Genomic DNA, 17,145 nt, shown 5'->3' with positions numbered 1-17,145 from the left:
GGGCGCATGCGAGGATCGGAGACGTTCGGACGAGTCATGCGAGCCATACGCGAGCCACAAGGGAGTGCAGCCCGTGCCCGGTGAGAATCTGTCCCGCGACGAGGCCCAGGAGAGGGCCGCGCTGTTGTCCGTCGAGGGGTACGAGGTCTTCCTCGACCTGCGCTCGGCGGTGGGCGACAGCAACGGCGACGCAGGGGCGCCGCGCACGTTCCGGTCGGTGACGACGCTGCGCTTCCGGTGCGCCGAGCCGGGTGCCGCGAGCTTCGCGGACCTGATCGCCCCGAGCGTGACGGCCGTGTCCCTCAACGGCAAGGACCTGGACCCCTCGGAGGTCTTCGACGGCTCCCGCATCGCGCTCGAGGACCTGCGCGAGGAGAACGAGCTGGTGGTGGACGCCCAGTGCGCCTACAGCCGCACCGGCGAGGGCATGCACCGCTTCGTCGACCCCGAGGACGGCGAGGTCTATCTCTACACGCAGTACGAGCCCGCGGACTCCCGCCGCGTCTTCGCCAACTTCGAACAGCCCGACCTGAAGGCCCCGTTCCGCTTCTCCGCGCAGGCGCCCGAGGGCTGGACGGTGTGGAGCAACGGAGCGGGAGAGCAGGTCGACGGCGTCTGGCAGTTCGCCGAGACCAAGCCGATCTCGACGTACATCACCGCGATCGTCGCGGGCCCGTACCACTACGTGACCGACTCCTACGAGCGCGTCCTCGACGACGGCACGCGCCTGGAGATCCCGCTCGGCGCGATGTGCCGCAAGGGCCTCGCCAAGCACTTCGACGCGGACGACGTCTTCCTCGTCACCAAGCAGGGCCTGGACTTCTTCCACGACCACTTCGACTACCCGTACCCCTTCGGGAAGTACGACCAGGCCTTCGTCCCCGAGTACAACCTCGGGGCGATGGAGAACCCGGGCTGTGTCACGTTCCGCGAAGAGTTCATCTTCCGCGGCAAGGTGACCCAGGCGTCCTACGAGCGCCGGGCCAACGTCATCCTGCACGAGATGGCGCACATGTGGTTCGGCGACCTCGTCACCATGCGGTGGTGGGACGACCTGTGGCTCAAGGAGTCCTTCGCCGACTTCATGGGCTCCTTCTCCATGGTCGAGGCGACGCGCTTCACCAGCGGCTGGATCACCTTCGCCAACAACCGCAAGGCCTGGGCGTACCGCGCGGACCAGCTCCCCTCCACCCACCCCGTCACGGCCGACATCCGCGACCTGGAGGACGCCAAGCTCAACTTCGACGGGATCACGTACGCCAAGGGCGCCTCGGTGCTCAAGCAGCTCGTGGCCTACGCCGGGCGTGACGCCTTCCTGGAGGGCGCCCGCCGCTACTTCAAGCGGCACGCGTACGGCAACACCCGCCTCGGCGACCTGCTCTCCGTCCTGGAGGAGACCAGCGGCCGGGACATGACGGCCTGGTCGCGGGCGTGGCTGCAGACGGCGGGCGTCAACTCCCTGACCCCGCAGGTCACCTTGAGCGCACAGGGTCGCATCACGGAGCTCGCCGTGGTCCAGGAGGCCGCGGAGTCGCACCCGGAGCTGCGCCCGCACCGCGTGGCCGTCGGCCTGTACCGCCGCGAGGCCGGCGAACTCGTGCGGTACGCCCGCGCGGAGGTGGACGTCGAGGGCCCGCGGACCACGGTCGCCGAGCTGGCCGGTGCCGAGGCGCCGGAGCTGGTCCTGGTCAACGACGACGACCTGACGTACTGCAAGATCCGCTTCGACGAGACGTCGCTGGCCACGCTCCGCGGCCACCTCGGGGACATCACCGACCCGCTGGCCCGCGCGCTGTGCTGGTCGGCGCTGTGGAGCCTCACGCGGGACGGGCTCATGCCCGCGCGGGACTTCATCGGTCTTGTGCTCCGCTTCGCCGGGCAGGAGTCGGACATCGGCGTCCTGCAGATGCTGCACGCCTGGGCCAACACCGCCCGCACGCACTACTGCGCGCCCGACTGGCGCGAGGAGGGCGGCCGGGCGCTCGCCGAGGGCGCCCTGCGGGAGCTGCGGGTGGCCGCGCCGGGCAGCCAGCACCAGCTGACATGGGCGCGGTTCTTCGCGTCGGTGGCGTCGTCCGCGGCCGATCTGCAGCTGCTCCAGGGCCTGTTGGACGGCACGGGCAAGATCGACGGGCTCGATGTGGACCAGGAGCTGCGCTGGGCGTTCCTCGGTGCGCTCGCGGCGAGCGGCGCGGCGGACGAGCAGGCGATCGCGGACGAGCTGGCCCGCGACGACACGGCGTCCGGCAAGCGGCACCAGGTCCGCTGTCTGGCCGCGCGGCCCTCGGCGGCCGTGAAGGCACAGGCGTGGGCCGCCGTGGTCGAGTCGGACGCGCTGTCCAACGCCCTGGTGGAGGCCACCATCGCGGGCTTCCAGCAGCCCTCGCAGCGCGAGCTGACCGCCGCGTACGCCCCGAAGTACTTCGAGGTGATCGAGCGCGTGTGGGCCGAGCGGTCCATCCAGATCGGCATGGACGTGGTGCGGGGCCTGTTCCCGCACTTCCAGGACCGTCAGGAGACGCTGGACGCGGCGGACGCGTGGCTCACCGGACACGAGCAGGCGCCGCCCGCGCTGCGCCGTCTGGTCCTGGAGGCCACGGACGACCTGGCGCGCTCGCTGCGGGCCCAGGCGTGCGACGGGGCCGTGGCGACGGGCTGATCCGACCGGCACCCCGGCCGGTGGGCCAAGGCATCGCCCAACCGGCGGGCCAAGGCGCCGCCCGGCCGGTGGGCCAAGGCTTCGCCCCGTCGGCGGGCTAGGGGGTCCGACGGAAAGTGCCGGGGCACGTGTGTCGCGTGCCCCGGCACCCCGGGAAGGTCGCGCTGTGCGTCAGGTCCCCGCGCGGGCCGGGCCCTGGCCCCGCGGGGCGGGTGCGTCAGCCGATCTGCGCGCCGTAGCGGGAGAGCGCGTCGGTGACCGGGGCGAAGAACGTCTGACCGCCGCTGGAGCAGTTGCCGCTGCCGCCCGAGGTCAGACCGAGGGCGCTGGTGCCGGCGAACATGGCGCCGCCGCTGTCGCCGGGCTCCGCGCAGACGTTGGTCTGGATGAGGCCGTTGACGGTGCCCTGCGGGTAGGTGACGGAGACGTTCAGGGCCCGGACCGTGCCGCCGTGCAGCCTGGTCGTGCTGCCGCTGCGCTGCACCTGCTCGCCGACGACGGCCGTGCGGGCGCCGGTGATCTGCTGGGCGCTGCCGTTGTAGAGGTTGACCTCGCTCGGGTGCGCCGTGTTGGCGGTGTACTTGACGATGGCGTCGTCACGGCCGGGGAAGCCGTAGTCCTCGACGGTGCCGATGGCCGAGCCGCCCTGGGTCTGCGACCAGGTGGTGCCGGCGAGCGCGGCGCAGTGCCCGGCGGTGAGGAAGTACGGCTGGCCGTCCTTCACCACGTTGAAGCCGAGCGAGCAGCGACCGCTGGAGCTGTAGATGGCGTCGCCACCGCGGATGAGGGGCTGGAACGTGCCCGCGGTGCGCTTGAGCACGGCCTTGCCGTCCTGGGCGGCGACGTCCGCGCGGAGCTTGGCCAGGGCCGCGCCCTTGACCGTGCTGTCGGCGGTGACGACGACCTTGTTGGCGACCGGGTCGACGGCGCGGGACGTGCCGGGGACGGCGCGCTCGCCCAGGGTCTGCTGCACGGAGTTCAGCTCGGCCCGGGAGTTCTTGACGATCCGGGCCTCGGCGCCGGCCGCGCGGGCCTTGTCGGCGGCCGCGCCGTCGAGCACGCCGGCGACGAGCTTCTTGGCGGCGGCGTCGTAGTGGGTGCCCGCCAGGTCGCCCTTCAGGTCGGCGGAGAGGGAGTTCGCGAGCTTGCCCGCCGCGGTCGCGGTCAGGGTGTCCGGGGTGGGGGCGGGCGCCGCGGCGCTGGTGTTCGCCATCGTCAGGGTGCCGGCGACCAGCGCGGCGACCCCGACTCCGGTGATGGTCAGGCGTCGCCTGCTCGCTCGTTGGGTGTTCACGCAGTACCTCCATGGGGGGATGGACCGCTCAAGTGGGGGGCGGTCATCGGGAGTTACCGGTGCCTGGCGCGGGCGCGCCTCGGGGTTCGCCCGGATTACGTCGCGTCCATGCCAAACATCGCGCCGAGTATGACAACGGTGTCCGCCGCCCACAAGAGGGCCTCACCCCGCCCAGGACACCCCCGATTCACCGGCGCCCACCTCGAACCAGGCCTTTTCGGCTCTCGAACGCCCGTACTTTAGGACGGGGTTGTCCGGTTTTGTCGACGGGACTGTAACAGCGGTTAGCGGGCCCTCCGGGCACGGGAAAGGCCCCGTCATGAACCACAACACCCCGCTCTCCCCCCGCCCCCTGCGCCACCTCACCGCCGTCCAGCGCCGCGTCATGAGCAGCGCGCAACTGCGCGAGCACGGCGTCTCCGGCGCCGACACCAGCGCGCACTGCCGCCCCGGCGGCCCCTGGCAGCAGTTCCTGCCCGGCGTCTTCCTGCTCCACCCCGGACCGCCCACCAGCGAGGAGCGGCTGCACGGCGTGCTCCTGTACTGCGGCCGCCCGCCGGCCAAGGAGGCCAGGTCCGTGCCCGCGCAGCCCGGCGCGGGCGAGCCGCACGCCGCGTACGCGGACGCGATGATCACCGGCCTCGCCGCGCTCGCCCTGCACCGCTTCTCCTCCGCGCCGCCGCTGCTCTCCCTGGACCGCATCGACGTCCTCGTGCCCCGCACCCGGCGCCTGCGCTCCACCGGCTGCGCCCGCCTGGTCCGCAGCAACAGCCTGCCGACTCCCCAGCAGATCACCGGACTTCCCGTCGCCCCCGTGCCGCGCGCGCTCGCCGACGCCGTGGCGCAGCTCGCCGAGGCGGGCGCGGTGCGGCGCCTGCTCACCGAGGCGGTGCGCGGCGGGCACTGCGAACCGGCGGCGGTGGTACGGGAGTTGAACAACGCGCGGCTGCTCACCCGACCGCACGTGGTGGACGCGGTGGACTCGCTCCTCGCCGAGGGCCGGGCCATCGCGGAGGACCGCCTGTACGCGCTGGTACGGGACTTCGCCCTGCCCGAGCCGCTGTGGAACGTCGACCTGCGACTGCCGGGCGGCCCCCATCTGGGCGGTGTCGACGCCTACTGGCCCGAGCACTCCGTCGCCGTGGAGCTGGACACCCGGGCGCCCCGCCAGGGCGAGGACGGCCTCGGCCAGGCGGACCGGAGCCGGGAGGCCGGGGAGTGGTCCGAGTACGCGCAAAAGCGCGAGCACTTGGAGCGCCTCGGCATCACCGTCGTCCACGTCACCCCGAAGAAGCTGCGGGACACGGCGGAGCAGCAGGCCACGGTCGTGCGCACGGCGCTGATGGCGGCGGCCGACCGGGATCCTGCGGCCTATGTCGTGGTGCTGCCCAGATAGGGCCCGGCAGAGCGCGCCACGGCGTGCCCGCAGGAGGGGAGTGCGGGGGCGGAATCCTGGACGGCGGGGTTTCGCCCCCGTACGCGTGCCCGACGCCCCTGCGTGACGCGCGATTCGACGTGCGGGGGATCGCCCCCGTACACGTGCCCGGCGTGGAACTCCGCCGCCTACCGGCGACAGAACTCCGCCGCGACGATCGGCCTCAGGCCGCCCGTCCAGTCGCCGTTGAAGTTGACCGCGAGCGCACGGCGCCCGTCGCCGGTGGCCATCGCCTCGGACTGCGAGCCCTGGATGCCGCCGCCGTGCCCCCACACGGCCGTCCCGCACGGAAGGCGCACGCGCATCAGGCCCAGGCCGTAGCCGACGTCGGGGCCGAGCTCCTTGGCCGGGACCGTCTCCTTCATCTGGGCGAGCTGCTCGTCCGGCAGGAGCCGGCCGCCGAGGAGCGCACGGTAGAAGCGGTTGAGGTCCGCCGAGCTGGAGATCATCTCGCCCGCGGCGCCCGCCTCGGACGGGTTCAGCTCGGTCACGTCGTACGTCGTGGACGGTGCGCGCGACTCGACGGACAGCTTGGAGTACGCCCGGGAGCTGGGCCGGGGCAGGGTCGTCCTGGTGCCGGGTACGACGGTGTGGCGCAGGCCGAGGGGGTCGATGACGCGGGCGCGGATCTCCTCGCCGTAGGGGCGGCCCGTCGCCCGCTCGACGATCATTCCGGCGAGCAGGTAGTTGGTGTTGGAGTAGCCCCAGCCCGTGCCGGGGCGGAACTGCGGCCGGTGGCTCATCGCCATCCGTACCCAGGCCTCGGCGGACCGGGTCTCGAAGCGGTGCTTCATGAACTCCGGGGTGAAGCGGAGACGCCGGAAGCGGGGGTCGGCGACGTAGTCGTGGATTCCGCTCGTGTGGTTGAGGAGTCGGCGCACGGTGATTGCGTCGCCGTCGTGGCCGTTGCCCTCGACCAGGCCCGGCAGCCACTCCCCCACGGTGTCGTCGAGGTCGACCCCGCCCTCCGCCGCGAGCTGGAGCAGCACCACGGCGGTGAACGTCTTCGTGATGCTGCCGACGCGGAAGTGGTCCTGCGCGCCGCGCGGGGCCCGCGTGCGCAGGTCGCCGAGGCCCGCGGTGCCGGTCCACGTCCCGTGCGGGTCGACGGCCTGGCCGGTGACGCCCGGGACGCCCGCCTCGACGGCGCGGTCCATGGCGCGCTGGGTGGCGCGGTGGCCGTGGTCCGCGCCGGGCCGCGGGGACCCGACGGGTGCGGCGGACGCGGCGGGGGCCGCGAGGACGCCCGCAGCCGTCATCACCGCGGCCAGCCCCAACAGCCGCTCGCGTACTGGCATGCGTCGTCCCTTCTCCAGGCGGAGACCGTAGCGCAGCGGGGGCGTGGCGCGTGCCGCCGAAGGCGCGGTCTTCGGACCGAGAAGGCGCGGGCCCGGCGCCCGCGGGGGTCAGCCCTTGCGCAGGACGAGTTCCGTGTTGCGGTCGCCGGGGTCGCCGCCGAGCGTGGGCCTGGCGCCGGGGGCGTTGAACGCGAGCTCCCGGTACAGGGCGGCGAGGCCCGTCTGCGAGAGGTCGGCGAAGTCGGTGCGGTGCGGGGCGGCGGACTCGATGAGGGTGGTGAACAGCGAGAGCGTCCCGTCGTGGTTGTCGACCAGCTCGATCACCCGGGCGAGCTGCGGGAAGTCGATGTGCGAGGCCGTCGACACCTCCCAGAACGAGCCGTGCTCCGAGTGGTGCGGGGTGATGGCGTTCTTGTGGCTGTGGCCGTTCACCCAGGCGAGGACCGAGCGGTGCCGCCCGAGCAGCGCCGCGACCTCGTCACCGCCGTGCCGGGACTCGCGCGGGCGGCCCGGGTCGGTGCGCAGGTTCCGCATGGACTTGCTGGTGTGGTGGCTGAAGACGATGACGTACGAGGCGTCGCCGCTCTTCTCCACCTCCTTCAGCTGCCGCTCCAGCCATCGCAGTTGGGTGGTGCCGAGGGAGCCCTCGTAGTGACCGCCGGGGTCGGTGGTGTCCAGGCTGATGCCGAGGACGTCGTCGGTGATGCGGAAGGTGTAGTACTGGGTGCGCTCCGCCAGGTTCCGCTGGGTGTAGCCGTGGCCGACGGGGCCGCGGCCCGCGTGCGCGGGGTCCAGGTGGGCCTTGACGTACTCGGCGGGGGTGAAGGGGGCGCGGGCCTCGTCCGGGGTGACCGAACGCATGCGTCGGGCCTCGGACTTCATGACTTCCTTGAAGACGGCGCCCTTGGGGTCGTTGCCCTTCCTGACGTTCTTCCACAGGGCCGCGCCGCGCGCCTCGTCGAGGGACATCAGCTTCTTGCCGCCGACGGCGAACTCGGTGAAGTACGCGTCGCCGGGGGCGTAGCAGCCGCCGGGCAGGCCGTCGTGGTTGCCGACCGTGGAGTACCACGGCAGGTTCAGGCCCGGGCTGTTGACCTCGCGGATCGCGGCGTCCAGGAAGCCGTGCAGGCGGGGGAAGCCGGCGCCCTTGTCGGCGTCGCGCAGGGCGGTGTCCGGGTGCCAGTAGAGCTTGAGGCCGCTGTCCTGTACGCCCTCGTAGCGGCGCGGGTCGCCGGAGTTCGGGGTGACGCGGCCCCCGCTCATCACCTTCAGGAACCAGTCGAGCTCGTTGCGGGAGTTGTTGTCCGTGTTGTCGCCCGTCGTCATCACGAAGTGCAGCGGCGCGCCGGTCGCGGGCGCCCCGCGCAGGCCGTTGACCTGCTCGACCAGCGAGACGGCCCCGGCGACGGACAGCGACTCCTGCGGGCGCCAGGCGCTGGCGGTCCGGGCGCGCAGGTACTCGTAGCGCAGCGGGTGCTGTACGTCCACCAGGTGCAGGTCGGTGAACTGGACGAACGCGGCAAGCGGGGTGCGGCGGGACTCCCGGCCCGGCTCGGCCGGGGCCAGGTCCGAGCGGACCACGCGGTCCCAGGCCGGGCCGTCGCCGAGGCGGCGGTACCCGGAGGTGCCCCGGGGCGCGGACACCGTGGCCAGGGTGGTGCCCGAGCGGTACGGGGCCAGCGGGGCGGAGGGGGCCCTGCGGGACATCGGGACCGGTGCGGCCGCCGCCGCGGGGGCGGCCTTGCCCGAGCCCGCTCCCGGGCCCAGGGCGTATCCGACGCCCGCGGACAGGGAGACGGCGCCGGTCGCCGCGAGGAACGCGCGGCGGTTCACTGTGGAGACGACGGACGTGGTGGCGGTGGCGGCCGTGGTGGCGACAGAGCGTATGCGCGACATGGCGCGGTCTCCCCGAGTGCGAACGCGTCGGCAGTGGTCGCGGGGGTCCGGGCGGTGCTTCGCCCGCGGACTTCCCGCTCGTACTGGATCGTTGGCAGCGGGGGTGGCCTGCGCGTTAACGTCGCCACAACGGGTGGCGCCGATCACCGTAAGTGGATCTGGGCCCACTTTGCGTGTGCACGCGGTGCTCGTTGGGGGGTGGGGTGGTGGTTGCTCTGCGTTCACCTGCCGGGGAAGGGGGCGGGCAGCAAGGCCCCGGAGCATGGGCGGGCACGATCTTCACGGACGCGGTGAAGGGGACGACGCCCAGCTCGACCGTGTCCGTACCGAGCATGCCCGTGAGGCGGTCGAGCCGGGCGACCAGCACGGATGGCGGGCGGATCAGCGATCGCAAGGAGGGTTCCCACAGGAGCGCATGCAGCTTGCGTCCAGGCCGGTATCGACCATGTCCGCTGCATGCGCGCTCGCCCGGCGTCCGGGCTACAGGGACCTCCCTCGCGAGTGCCGCCGGACCAAGGGCGCGTCACTGCCGCACGGCGGCGGGATTCCGCTCGTTCGCCGCTGCGCCTGCACTCACCACCCCCGCGACGGCGGCACCGGGGCACGGAGCGCCACCGCGGAAGGAAGTGGGGTCCGTGGCGCTACGACACGTGCCCGGCAACCGGGCGGTCCCGCCAGAGCGTGAGGCCGACGTCGACCAGGCTCACGCGGTCCAGCGCGGCGACGGCGTCGAGTGGGTGCCACGCCGCCAGGTCCGTCGAGCCCGACGTCTCGTGGCGGAGGGCGCCGCCGGTGATCCGGGCCTCGTACACGATGCGCACGCCGTGGAAGTCCGCCACCGCGCCGAGGCGTCTCGGGTAGCGGCGGCGCAGCGAGTCCACGCCGAGGAGCGCGACGGGTTCGACGGTGTAGCCGGTCTCCTCGTCGGCCTCTCTGATCACCGTGTCGTACGGATCCTCGCCGTGGTCCATGCCGCCCCCGGGCAGCGTCCAGCGTTTGCTGCCGTCGCCCGCGATCCAGCGGGCGAGCAGCACGGACCCGTCGCGTACGCATACGGCGTAGGCCGCCACCCGCAGTTCCTTGTGCACGGGCCGACGTTAGACCGCGTTCAGGGGTTAGGCACGTCCTGTTACCGGAGTGGTGGGTTGGCGGGTGAGGGAACAGGGGCGGACCAGGTCCACGGGGAGGCGGCGGTGGTCTCGTGGGTTTCGGTGAGGGTGAGGCGGACGGTGCGGGGGCCGTCGGGGGCGTAGTGGGTGCGGGCGGTGCCCGTGAGGTGGAGCGCGGTGCCCGTCGTCCAGTTCAGGAAGAGCAGGCCCGCGCGGGGGTCCCGGGCGAGGTTGCCGAGCGTCAGGAACATCGCGTTGCCCGGGTAGTCGGGCCATTCCAGCTCGTGGGCGGAGAGGACGCGCACGAAGCCGGGGTTGCCGCCCCGGTGGCTCGCGTCGGCGCCGCGCTCGTGGACGGTGGCGAGGAAGAAGGTGTCGGCGGCCGCGACCGCGTCCTGCTGCGCGGGGGTGAGCGCGGTGCCCCGGGTGGTGCGGGGGCGGGTCGCGGGAGGGCGGGCGGCGCCCAGGAGGCTGCGCTGCACCAGGTACTTGGGGCAGTTCGAGAAGACCTGGTCGGCCTCGACGGCCAGGCCGCGCGGGGTCGGCCGGGACCGGCCGTTGAGCCGCATCCGGCGCCGGGTGCGCGGGTCGAGGGCGAGGGTGCCGACGGGGGTGGCGGGCACCGCCAGGGCGGCGGCGAGCGGGTCCCCCGGCACGGGGCCGCCCGCCACCGACAGCTGACGCGGCCCCGTGGCCCGCAGGAATCCGGGCTCGCCGGTGAGCAGCGACGCCCACACCCGCCCGGTCACCGGATCCGCCGCGCCGATCACCAGCATCGGCTGGAGTTCGAGGAACGCGGCGGCCACCGGACGGATGCCGGGGCCGATGGATCTGCCGACGTGGTCGGCGAGTTCGCGGACGCCGACGCGGTCCTGCACGGCGCGCGAGCCCGGGTGGTAGGGATCGGGCGGGGTGTACGTGGTGTCCACAGGGCCGTCCTCCTCGAAGAAGCCGCGGGTCGGTCTAGCGGGTCGGTCTAGAAGAAGCCGCAGGTCGGCGCCGCCGCCACGGGCGCCTGCGCGGACTCGGCGCCGGTCGGAGCGTAGATCTCCAGGCGGATGCCGTCCGGGTCGTGGAAGAAGATCCCGCCGGATCCGGCGCCCTCGCCGTGCGGCACGACGCCGTCGTAGGCGAACTCCACTCCGTACGCCCGCAGCTCCGCCTCGCACGCCCGGACCCGGTCGATCGTGTCGACCTCGAAGGCGAGGTGGTGCAGGCCCGCGGGGCCGCGCTCGAAGGGGGCTTGCGCCTGCTGCCAGAGCGTGAAGGCGATCGCCCCTGCGTGGCCGAGGAAGGCGAATCGGCGGCCCTCCTCCTTGCCTTCGGTGATCACTTCGAGGCCGATCACATCGCGGTAGAAGGCGAGGGAGCGGTCGAGGTCGGTGACGCTCAGGCCGATGTGGCCCGTGCGCGGGGCGTGCGGAGGCATCGTGCCGCCTTTCGACAGGGGTGGCCCACCCGTGGGGGCTAACCTTCTAAATTCAGGTTAGAGGTTATAGATCAGAGAGGTCAACCGGTCACTTACTCTTGACTGGTTAGCGCTGAAGGGAGCCCCCATGCCCGCCACCACCCCGCCCGACCCCCGCCCCCTCACCGGCGAACCCCTCTCCCTGGACCTCCTCAACACCCGCTGGGTCCAGGACGGAGTGCGCGCCGACCTGCTCACGGACAGCGAAGGGCTCGCCGTCTGGCTCGGGGCGAACGGACTCGACGGGCGGTTCACCGCCGACGGGCGCACCCTGGAGCGGCTGCTGCGGGCCCGCGACGCCCTCGCCGGGCTCGTCGACCTGCCGGGGAAGCCGGGCGGCGCCCCGGACGCCGTGGCCCGCGTCGACGCGGTCCTCGCGCACGGCAGGGTCCGGGCGACGCTGACGCCGGAGGGGCCGGGCGAGGAGGCCGAGTTCGCGGATCCCTCGTGGGGGCCGGCGTGGCTGGCCGCGCGCAACTACCTGGAGCTGCTCACCACGGCCCCCGACCGGATCCGCGGCTGCGCCCACGAGGCGTGCGTCCTGCACTTCTTCGACACCTCGCGGAACGGCACCCGGCGCTGGTGCTCGATGGCCGTGTGCGGCAACCGCGCGAAGGCGTCCCGTCACTACGCGCGGTCGCGGGACAGCTAGTCACGGGGCAGCCGGGCGCGGCGCGGGGCGTCAAGTCCCGTTATGGTGCACCTTGTTCCCGATGGCGTATGGCGGAAGTACGCCACCGGGCCATTCCGGCCCCGGGCAACTCTCCCCAAACAGGCACCCCTTACGTAAGGCTGAGCGGTCATCCGGCCCCGTATTCCGGACCCTCTCCGAGCTCGCGACTTCGTTCGAGCTGGGGAGACGCCATAGCTGCATCGGCTCGACCAGCCGATCTTCACGTACAGGGATGCTGATGACCCTCGATCCACACCACGCGCCCCAGGGCGCGAGACGCGGCGACCGCGCCAGACGGACCGCCCGCCTCGCCACCGCGATAGGCGTGGCCGCCGCTCTCTGCGCGGCGGCCCCGCTCCCGCTCGCCTTCGCCGCCGACGGCCCCTCCCCCGTCCCGGCCGCCCCCGCGCCCAAGGACGCCGCCGCGAAGCTCGGCGCCCAGGACGCCGAACTGCTCGCCGACGCCAAGGCGGAGGGCGAGAAGACCGTCACGATGATGGTCGCCACCGCGCCCGGCGCGACCGAGCAGGCCGCCAAGGAGCTGGACGCCGTCAAGGGCGGCTCCGTCGGCCGCACCTACGACAAGCTCGGCTACGTCCGCGCCACCGTCCCGACCGCGCGCGCCGACGCCGCGATCAAGGCCGCGGCGAAGCTCAGCTCCGTGCACGCCATCGACCTGCGGCACGAGATCGAGCTCGACGACCCGAAGCCGCAGAGCCCCAAGGGCGCCAAGTCCGCAGCGGGCCGGGCCGCCTACCCGGCGCCGGACAAGAAAACGCCCGCCAAGAACCCGTACAACCCGTCCTTCGAGACGGGCGCCGTCGACTTCGTGAAGAAGAACCCGAAGGCGGACGGCCGCGGCATCACCATCGGCATCCTCGACTCGGGCGTCGACCTCGGCCACCCGGCGCTGCAGAAGACCACCACCGGCGAGCGCAAGATCACCGACTGGGTGACGGCGACCGACCCGATCGTGGACGCGGACGCGACCTGGCGCCGGATGACGAATCCGGTGTCCGGGCCCACGTTCACGTTCGACGGCGACTCCTGGAAGGCCCCCGCGGGCTCGTACCAGATCAGCCGCTTCCGCGAAGCCGCCACGACCGGCGGCGACGCCAAGGGCGACCTCAACCGGGACGGCGACACCACCGACACCTGGGGCGTCCTGTACGACCCGGCCGCCGGGACCGTCCGCGTCGACCTGAACGACAACAAGGACTTCTCGGACGACAAGCCGATGAAGCCCTACGGCAAGAACCACCAGGTCGGCTACTTCGGCAAGGACGACCCGGCGACCGACGTCGCCGAGCGCGTGCCGTTCGTCGTGGAGATCCGCAAGGACGTGCCGACGGACCCGTACGGCGGCGACTGGGTCGGCAAGAAGGCCGACTTCGTGAACATCGGCCTCATCGAGTCCGAGCACGGCACGCACGTCGCGGGCATCACGGCCGCCAACAAGCTGTTCGGCGGCAGGATGAACGGCGCCGCCCCCGGCGCCAAGCTGGTGTCCTCGCGCGCCTGCACCTGGACCGGCGGCTGCACCAACGTCGCGCTCACCGAGGGCATGATCGACCTCGTGACGAAGCGCGGCGTCGACATCGTCAACATGTCGATCGGCGGCCTGCCCGCGCTCAACGACGGCAACAACGCGCGCGCCGAGCTGTACAAGCGCCTCATCGACACCTACGGCGTGCAGCTGGTGATCTCCGCGGGCAACTCCGGCCCCGGCGCCAACACCATCGGTGACCCCTCCCTCGCCGACCACGTCGTCTCCGTGGGCGCCTCGGTCTCCAAGGAGACCTGGGCCGCCAACTACGGCTCCGCGGTGAAGAAGAAGTACGACATGTTCAACTTCTCCTCGCGCGGCCCGCGTGAGGACGGCGGCTTCCAGCCCCTGGTGACCGCACCGGGCTCGGCCATCAACACCACGCAGACCTGGCTGCCGGGCTCCCCGGTCGCCGAGGCGGGCTACCAGCTCCCGGCCGGCTACTCGATGCTGAACGGCACGTCGATGTCGTCGCCGCAGGCCGCGGGCGCCTCCGCGCTCCTGCTCAGCGCCGCCAAGCAGCAGCGCGTCGACCTCACCCCGGCGAAGCTGCGCACCGCGCTCACCTCGACCGCCCACCGCATCCCGGGCGTGCAGGCCTACGCGCAGGGCACCGGCCTGATCGACGTCGTGGACGCCTGGCGCGCCATCAAGGGCGGCGCCAAGGCCCACCAGTACACGGTCAAGGCGCCCGTCGACACGGCCCTGGAGCAGGAGCTGAAGAAGCCCGGCACCGGCCTGTACGACCGTGAGGGCGGCCTGAAGAAGGGCCAGAAGAAGACCTACAAGGTCACCATCAAGCGGACCACGGGCCCGGCCCGTCCGGTCATGCACAAGCTCGCCTTCGCGGGCAACCACGGCAAGACCTTCCGCCTGGTCGGCGACGACGACGTGCTGCTGCCCCTGAACACGGCCGTGACGGTGAAGGTGCAGGCCAAGCCGAAGTCCTACGGCGTCTCCAGCGCCGTGCTCACCGTGAACGACAAGCGCACCCGCGGCATCGACCACCAGATCATGACGACGGTCGTCGTGGCCAAGGACCTCGCCAAGCCGTCCTTCACCACCTCGTCGACCAGTTCGGTGCAGCGCAACGGCACCAAGTCCCTCTTCGTGACGGTGCCGAAGGGCGCGAAGACCCTGGAGGTCGCGCTCGGCGGTCTGAAGGACAAGAGCCAGACGCGGTTCATCTCCGTCCACCCGTACGGCGTCCCGGCCGAGTCGACGTCCTCGCTCGTCTGCTACCCGAACTTCCCGAACCCGGACAACACCTGCCGCCCCGACCTGCGTTCGTACGCGAACCCGACGCCGGGCGTCTGGGAGATCGAGGTCGAGTCGCGCCGTACGTCGCCGCTGCTCGACAACCCGTACAAGCTTCAGGTCGCCGCGCTCGGCGTGTCCTTCGCGCCGGCGCCGCAGAAGCTCGCGGAGGCCAAGTCCGGCCAGGCCGCGCCCGTCACCTGGAAGGCGACGAACAACTACGCCGCCGTCGACGGCAAGCTGAAGGGCGGCACGCTGGGCTCGGCCGCGACCGCGCGTCCCACCATCAAGCAGGGTGAGAAGCAGACCACGACGGTCGACGTGCCCGCGGGCACCGAGCGGCTCGACGTGGCGATCGGCGCCACCGCCGACGCCGCCGCCGACCTGGACCTGACGGTCCTCAAGGACGGCGTGCCCGTGGGCAGTTCGGCGGACGGCGACTCCGAGGAGTCGGTGAGCCTGCCCAAGCCCGCCGCGGGCAAGTACACCATCGAGGTCGTGGGCTACTCGATCCCGTCCGGGTCGACCGCGTACGACTACCGCGACGTGTTCTTCTCCGACTCGCTCGGCCAGATCAAGGTCGACGAGTCGAAGACGGTCAAGCTCGCGCACGGGGCGTCCGCGGACGTCTCCGCGGAGGTCGTCGCGAGCGGGCCCGCCGCCGCGGGCCGCGTCCTGTTCGGCGAGGTCAACCTCCTGAACGCGCGCGGGACCGTGGCCGGCACGGGCAGCGTGACGGTGGAGAAGGTCACGCCGTGACACCGATGCCCTGACGGCGCCGGCGCGCTGTCAGGGCATGAGGACGGGGGCGGGCACTCGGTGCCCGCCCCCGTTCGGTCGTTCCGGCCCGCGCTCAGGCCTTCAAGAAGCCGGGTTCACTTCTTCAGGGAGCTGAGGTCGTGGGCGTAGGTGCCCACCGCGTGCGCGATGACGTCGATGTTCGTCGCGAAGATCTTGCGGTCGATGTTCTTCAGCGTGTCGCCCGCGCCGTGGTAGTTCGGGTCGTACGGCTGGCCGGCCTTGCCGCCCGCCTTCGCCGCCTGCTCCTCGGTCTTGAGGCCCTCGGCGCCGGTGAAGGTGCCGCCGGCCGGGATGCCGTTCGCGATGAACGCCCCGTAGTCGGAGCGGCCGTCGAAGTCGGTGCCCCAGTGCGGGACCTTCTTCTTGTCGAGGAAGTCGTTGATCAGCTTCTCGATCTGGGCGGATCCGGCCGGGCCCGCGCCCTCGCCGACCTTGTCGGAGTCGTCGCCGTCGTAGACGAGCTCCGCCCCGTTCGGCGAGGCGATCATGTCGAAGTTCAGGTACAGCTTGATGTTCTTCTTCTGCTTCGCCGACAGCGACTTGACGTAGTGGTCCGAGCCGAGCAGGCCCAGCTCCTCGGCCGACCACCAGGCGAAGCGGACCTTGTTGGTCAGCTTCTTGCCGCCCTTGGTCTCCTTGGCGAGCTTCTCGGCGACCTCGATGAGACCGGCCGAGCCGGAGCCGTTGTCGTTGATGCCGGGGCCCTCGTGCACGGAGTCCAGGTGCGCGCCGAGGCCGACGACGCGGTCGGCGCGGCCGCCGCGGGTCTCGGCGATGACGTTGCGGGTCTTGTGCGGTACGGCCTGGGTGGCGACGTCCACGGAGACCTTGACCTCGCCCTTGGCGAGGTCGGCGGCCAGCTTCTCGCCCTCGGCCTTGGTGATGCCGACGGCCGGGATGTGCGCGTTCGCCGGGACCTCCAGGTTGCCCTTCACGGGCTGGTCGCCGGAGTGGTTGTACAGGACGAGGCCGATGGCGCCCGCCTTGGCCGCGGCGGCCTCCTTCTCGGCGAAGGTGCAGGTGCCGCGCTTCACCAGAGCGATCTTGCCGGTGAAGGTGTCGGACGTGTAGTCGTCGGCCTCGCAGCCGGGGGTGTCGTCGACGCGGGCGGCGGCGAGGGGGGCCTGGATGCCGCCCTCGGGCGTGGACTTGCTGAAGTCGAACGCCAGGGCGTCGAGCTTGCGCGCGTCGGGCGTGAGCACCGCGGCGCTCTCGCGCAGCGTCTTCGACTCGTAGAACGTGAAGTCCTGGTACGAGACCTTGTACCCGGCCTTCTTCAGGCGGTCGTGGACGTACTTCGTGGACGCCTTGTGGCCCTTGGTGCCCGCGGCGCGGTTGCCGCCGTTGGCGTCGGCTATCTCCTGGAACTTCTCCAGGTGGCGGTAGGCGCCCTTGCCGGTGGACTTCTTCACCAGCTTCTTGGCGAGCTTCTTCGCCTGCGCGGACTGCGTCGAGTGGTGCCCGGCGGCGCGGGGCGCGTCCTGGGCTCCCGCCGGGGCGGCGGCGAGCAGGAGGGGGGCGGCGACGGCCGCGGAGACGAGAGCGGCCGTGGTCCGGCTGCGGGGTGCGCGCACGGAGGTCCTTCCTTGCGTGGTCGATTCGGCGCCGGTGACCTCCGTGGTCGGGCACGCGAGCGGTACTGGTCGGGTACGCGGCCCGCGTGCCGCGGTGATCAACGGCGAGCGGTGGAAGGACGTTAGCCCGGCGAA

11 protein-coding genes and 1 pseudogene are annotated in these 17,145 nt (G+C 72.3%); 4 read left to right on the top strand and 8 right to left on the bottom strand.

All coding sequences use genetic code 11. The annotated features are described in order from the left end of the window. Window positions 1–73 precede the first annotated feature (73 nt). Entirely contained in the window at window positions 74–2,659 is a 2,586-nt protein-coding gene (pepN, locus tag QUY26_RS26140) for an aminopeptidase N (RefSeq protein WP_289950748.1), read from the top strand. Between the two features lie 217 nt (window positions 2,660–2,876). On the opposite strand, the gene QUY26_RS26135 is transcribed toward pepN, so the two are convergent. Further along, window positions 2,877–3,953 (bottom strand): S1 family peptidase, encoded by a 1,077-nt coding sequence (locus QUY26_RS26135; protein WP_289950747.1) that lies wholly within the window; start codon window positions 3,951–3,953, stop codon window positions 2,877–2,879. A 319-nt stretch (window positions 3,954–4,272) separates the two neighbouring features. Here QUY26_RS26135 and QUY26_RS26130 point away from each other — a divergent pair, with 319 nt between their 5' ends. After that, the gene (locus QUY26_RS26130) at window positions 4,273–5,349 is read left to right on the top strand and encodes a hypothetical protein (RefSeq protein WP_289950746.1); all 1,077 of its coding nucleotides are present in this window, start codon (window positions 4,273–4,275) and stop codon (window positions 5,347–5,349) included. Window positions 5,350–5,516: 167 nt separating this feature from the next. On the opposite strand, the gene QUY26_RS26125 is transcribed toward QUY26_RS26130, so the two are convergent. The 6 genes and pseudogenes from QUY26_RS26125 to QUY26_RS26100 all read right to left on the bottom strand — a co-directional run bounded on the left by QUY26_RS26125 (window position 5,517) and on the right by QUY26_RS26100 (window position 11,120). Then, entirely contained in the window at window positions 5,517–6,686 is a 1,170-nt protein-coding gene (locus tag QUY26_RS26125) for a serine hydrolase domain-containing protein (protein ID WP_289950745.1), read from the bottom strand. A gap of 108 nt (window positions 6,687–6,794) precedes the next feature. Further along, a complete protein-coding gene (locus tag QUY26_RS26120; RefSeq protein ID WP_289950744.1) occupies window positions 6,795–8,582 on the bottom strand; it encodes a TIGR03767 family metallophosphoesterase in 1,788 nt (595 codons plus the stop codon). A 262-nt stretch (window positions 8,583–8,844) separates the two neighbouring features. After that, window positions 8,845–9,021, bottom strand: a pseudogene (locus QUY26_RS26115) (Scr1 family TA system antitoxin-like transcriptional regulator); the annotation flags it as partial. Window positions 9,022–9,223: 202 nt separating this feature from the next. Beyond that, window positions 9,224–9,670 carry an NUDIX hydrolase gene (locus QUY26_RS26110; RefSeq protein ID WP_289950743.1) on the bottom strand — a complete coding sequence of 149 codons (447 nt, stop codon included), beginning with the start codon at window positions 9,668–9,670 and terminating at the stop codon, window positions 9,224–9,226. A 41-nt stretch (window positions 9,671–9,711) separates the two neighbouring features. Continuing rightward, entirely contained in the window at window positions 9,712–10,620 is a 909-nt protein-coding gene (locus QUY26_RS26105; RefSeq protein WP_289950742.1) for a pyridoxamine 5'-phosphate oxidase family protein, read from the bottom strand. A 47-nt stretch (window positions 10,621–10,667) separates the two neighbouring features. Beyond that, window positions 10,668–11,120: a VOC family protein gene (locus tag QUY26_RS26100; RefSeq protein ID WP_289950741.1), complete on the bottom strand. Its 453-nt coding sequence runs from the start codon at window positions 11,118–11,120 to the stop codon at window positions 10,668–10,670. Window positions 11,121–11,247: 127 nt separating this feature from the next. Here QUY26_RS26100 and QUY26_RS26095 point away from each other — a divergent pair, with 127 nt between their 5' ends. Both QUY26_RS26095 and QUY26_RS26090 read left to right on the top strand, forming a co-directional pair. Beyond that, window positions 11,248–11,811, top strand: coding sequence for a CGNR zinc finger domain-containing protein (locus QUY26_RS26095; RefSeq protein ID WP_289950739.1), 564 nt, complete (start codon window positions 11,248–11,250; stop codon window positions 11,809–11,811). 253 nt (window positions 11,812–12,064) lie between these two features. After that, the gene (locus QUY26_RS26090) at window positions 12,065–15,394 is read left to right on the top strand and encodes a S8 family serine peptidase (protein WP_289950738.1); all 3,330 of its coding nucleotides are present in this window, start codon (window positions 12,065–12,067) and stop codon (window positions 15,392–15,394) included. 116 nt (window positions 15,395–15,510) lie between these two features. Here the strand turns inward: QUY26_RS26090 and QUY26_RS26085 are convergent, their stop codons facing one another. Continuing rightward, a complete protein-coding gene (locus QUY26_RS26085; protein ID WP_289950736.1) occupies window positions 15,511–17,010 on the bottom strand; it encodes a M28 family metallopeptidase in 1,500 nt (499 codons plus the stop codon). Between the last annotated feature and the right edge of the window lie 135 nt (window positions 17,011–17,145).

Origin of the sequence: Streptomyces flavofungini (genome assembly GCF_030388665.1) — a bacterium.
GTDB classification, from domain to species: domain Bacteria; phylum Actinomycetota; class Actinomycetes; order Streptomycetales; family Streptomycetaceae; genus Streptomyces; species Streptomyces flavofungini_A.
The sequence above is the reverse complement of the archived record's forward strand: the minus strand, read 5'-3'. Positions and strand labels throughout refer to the sequence as shown.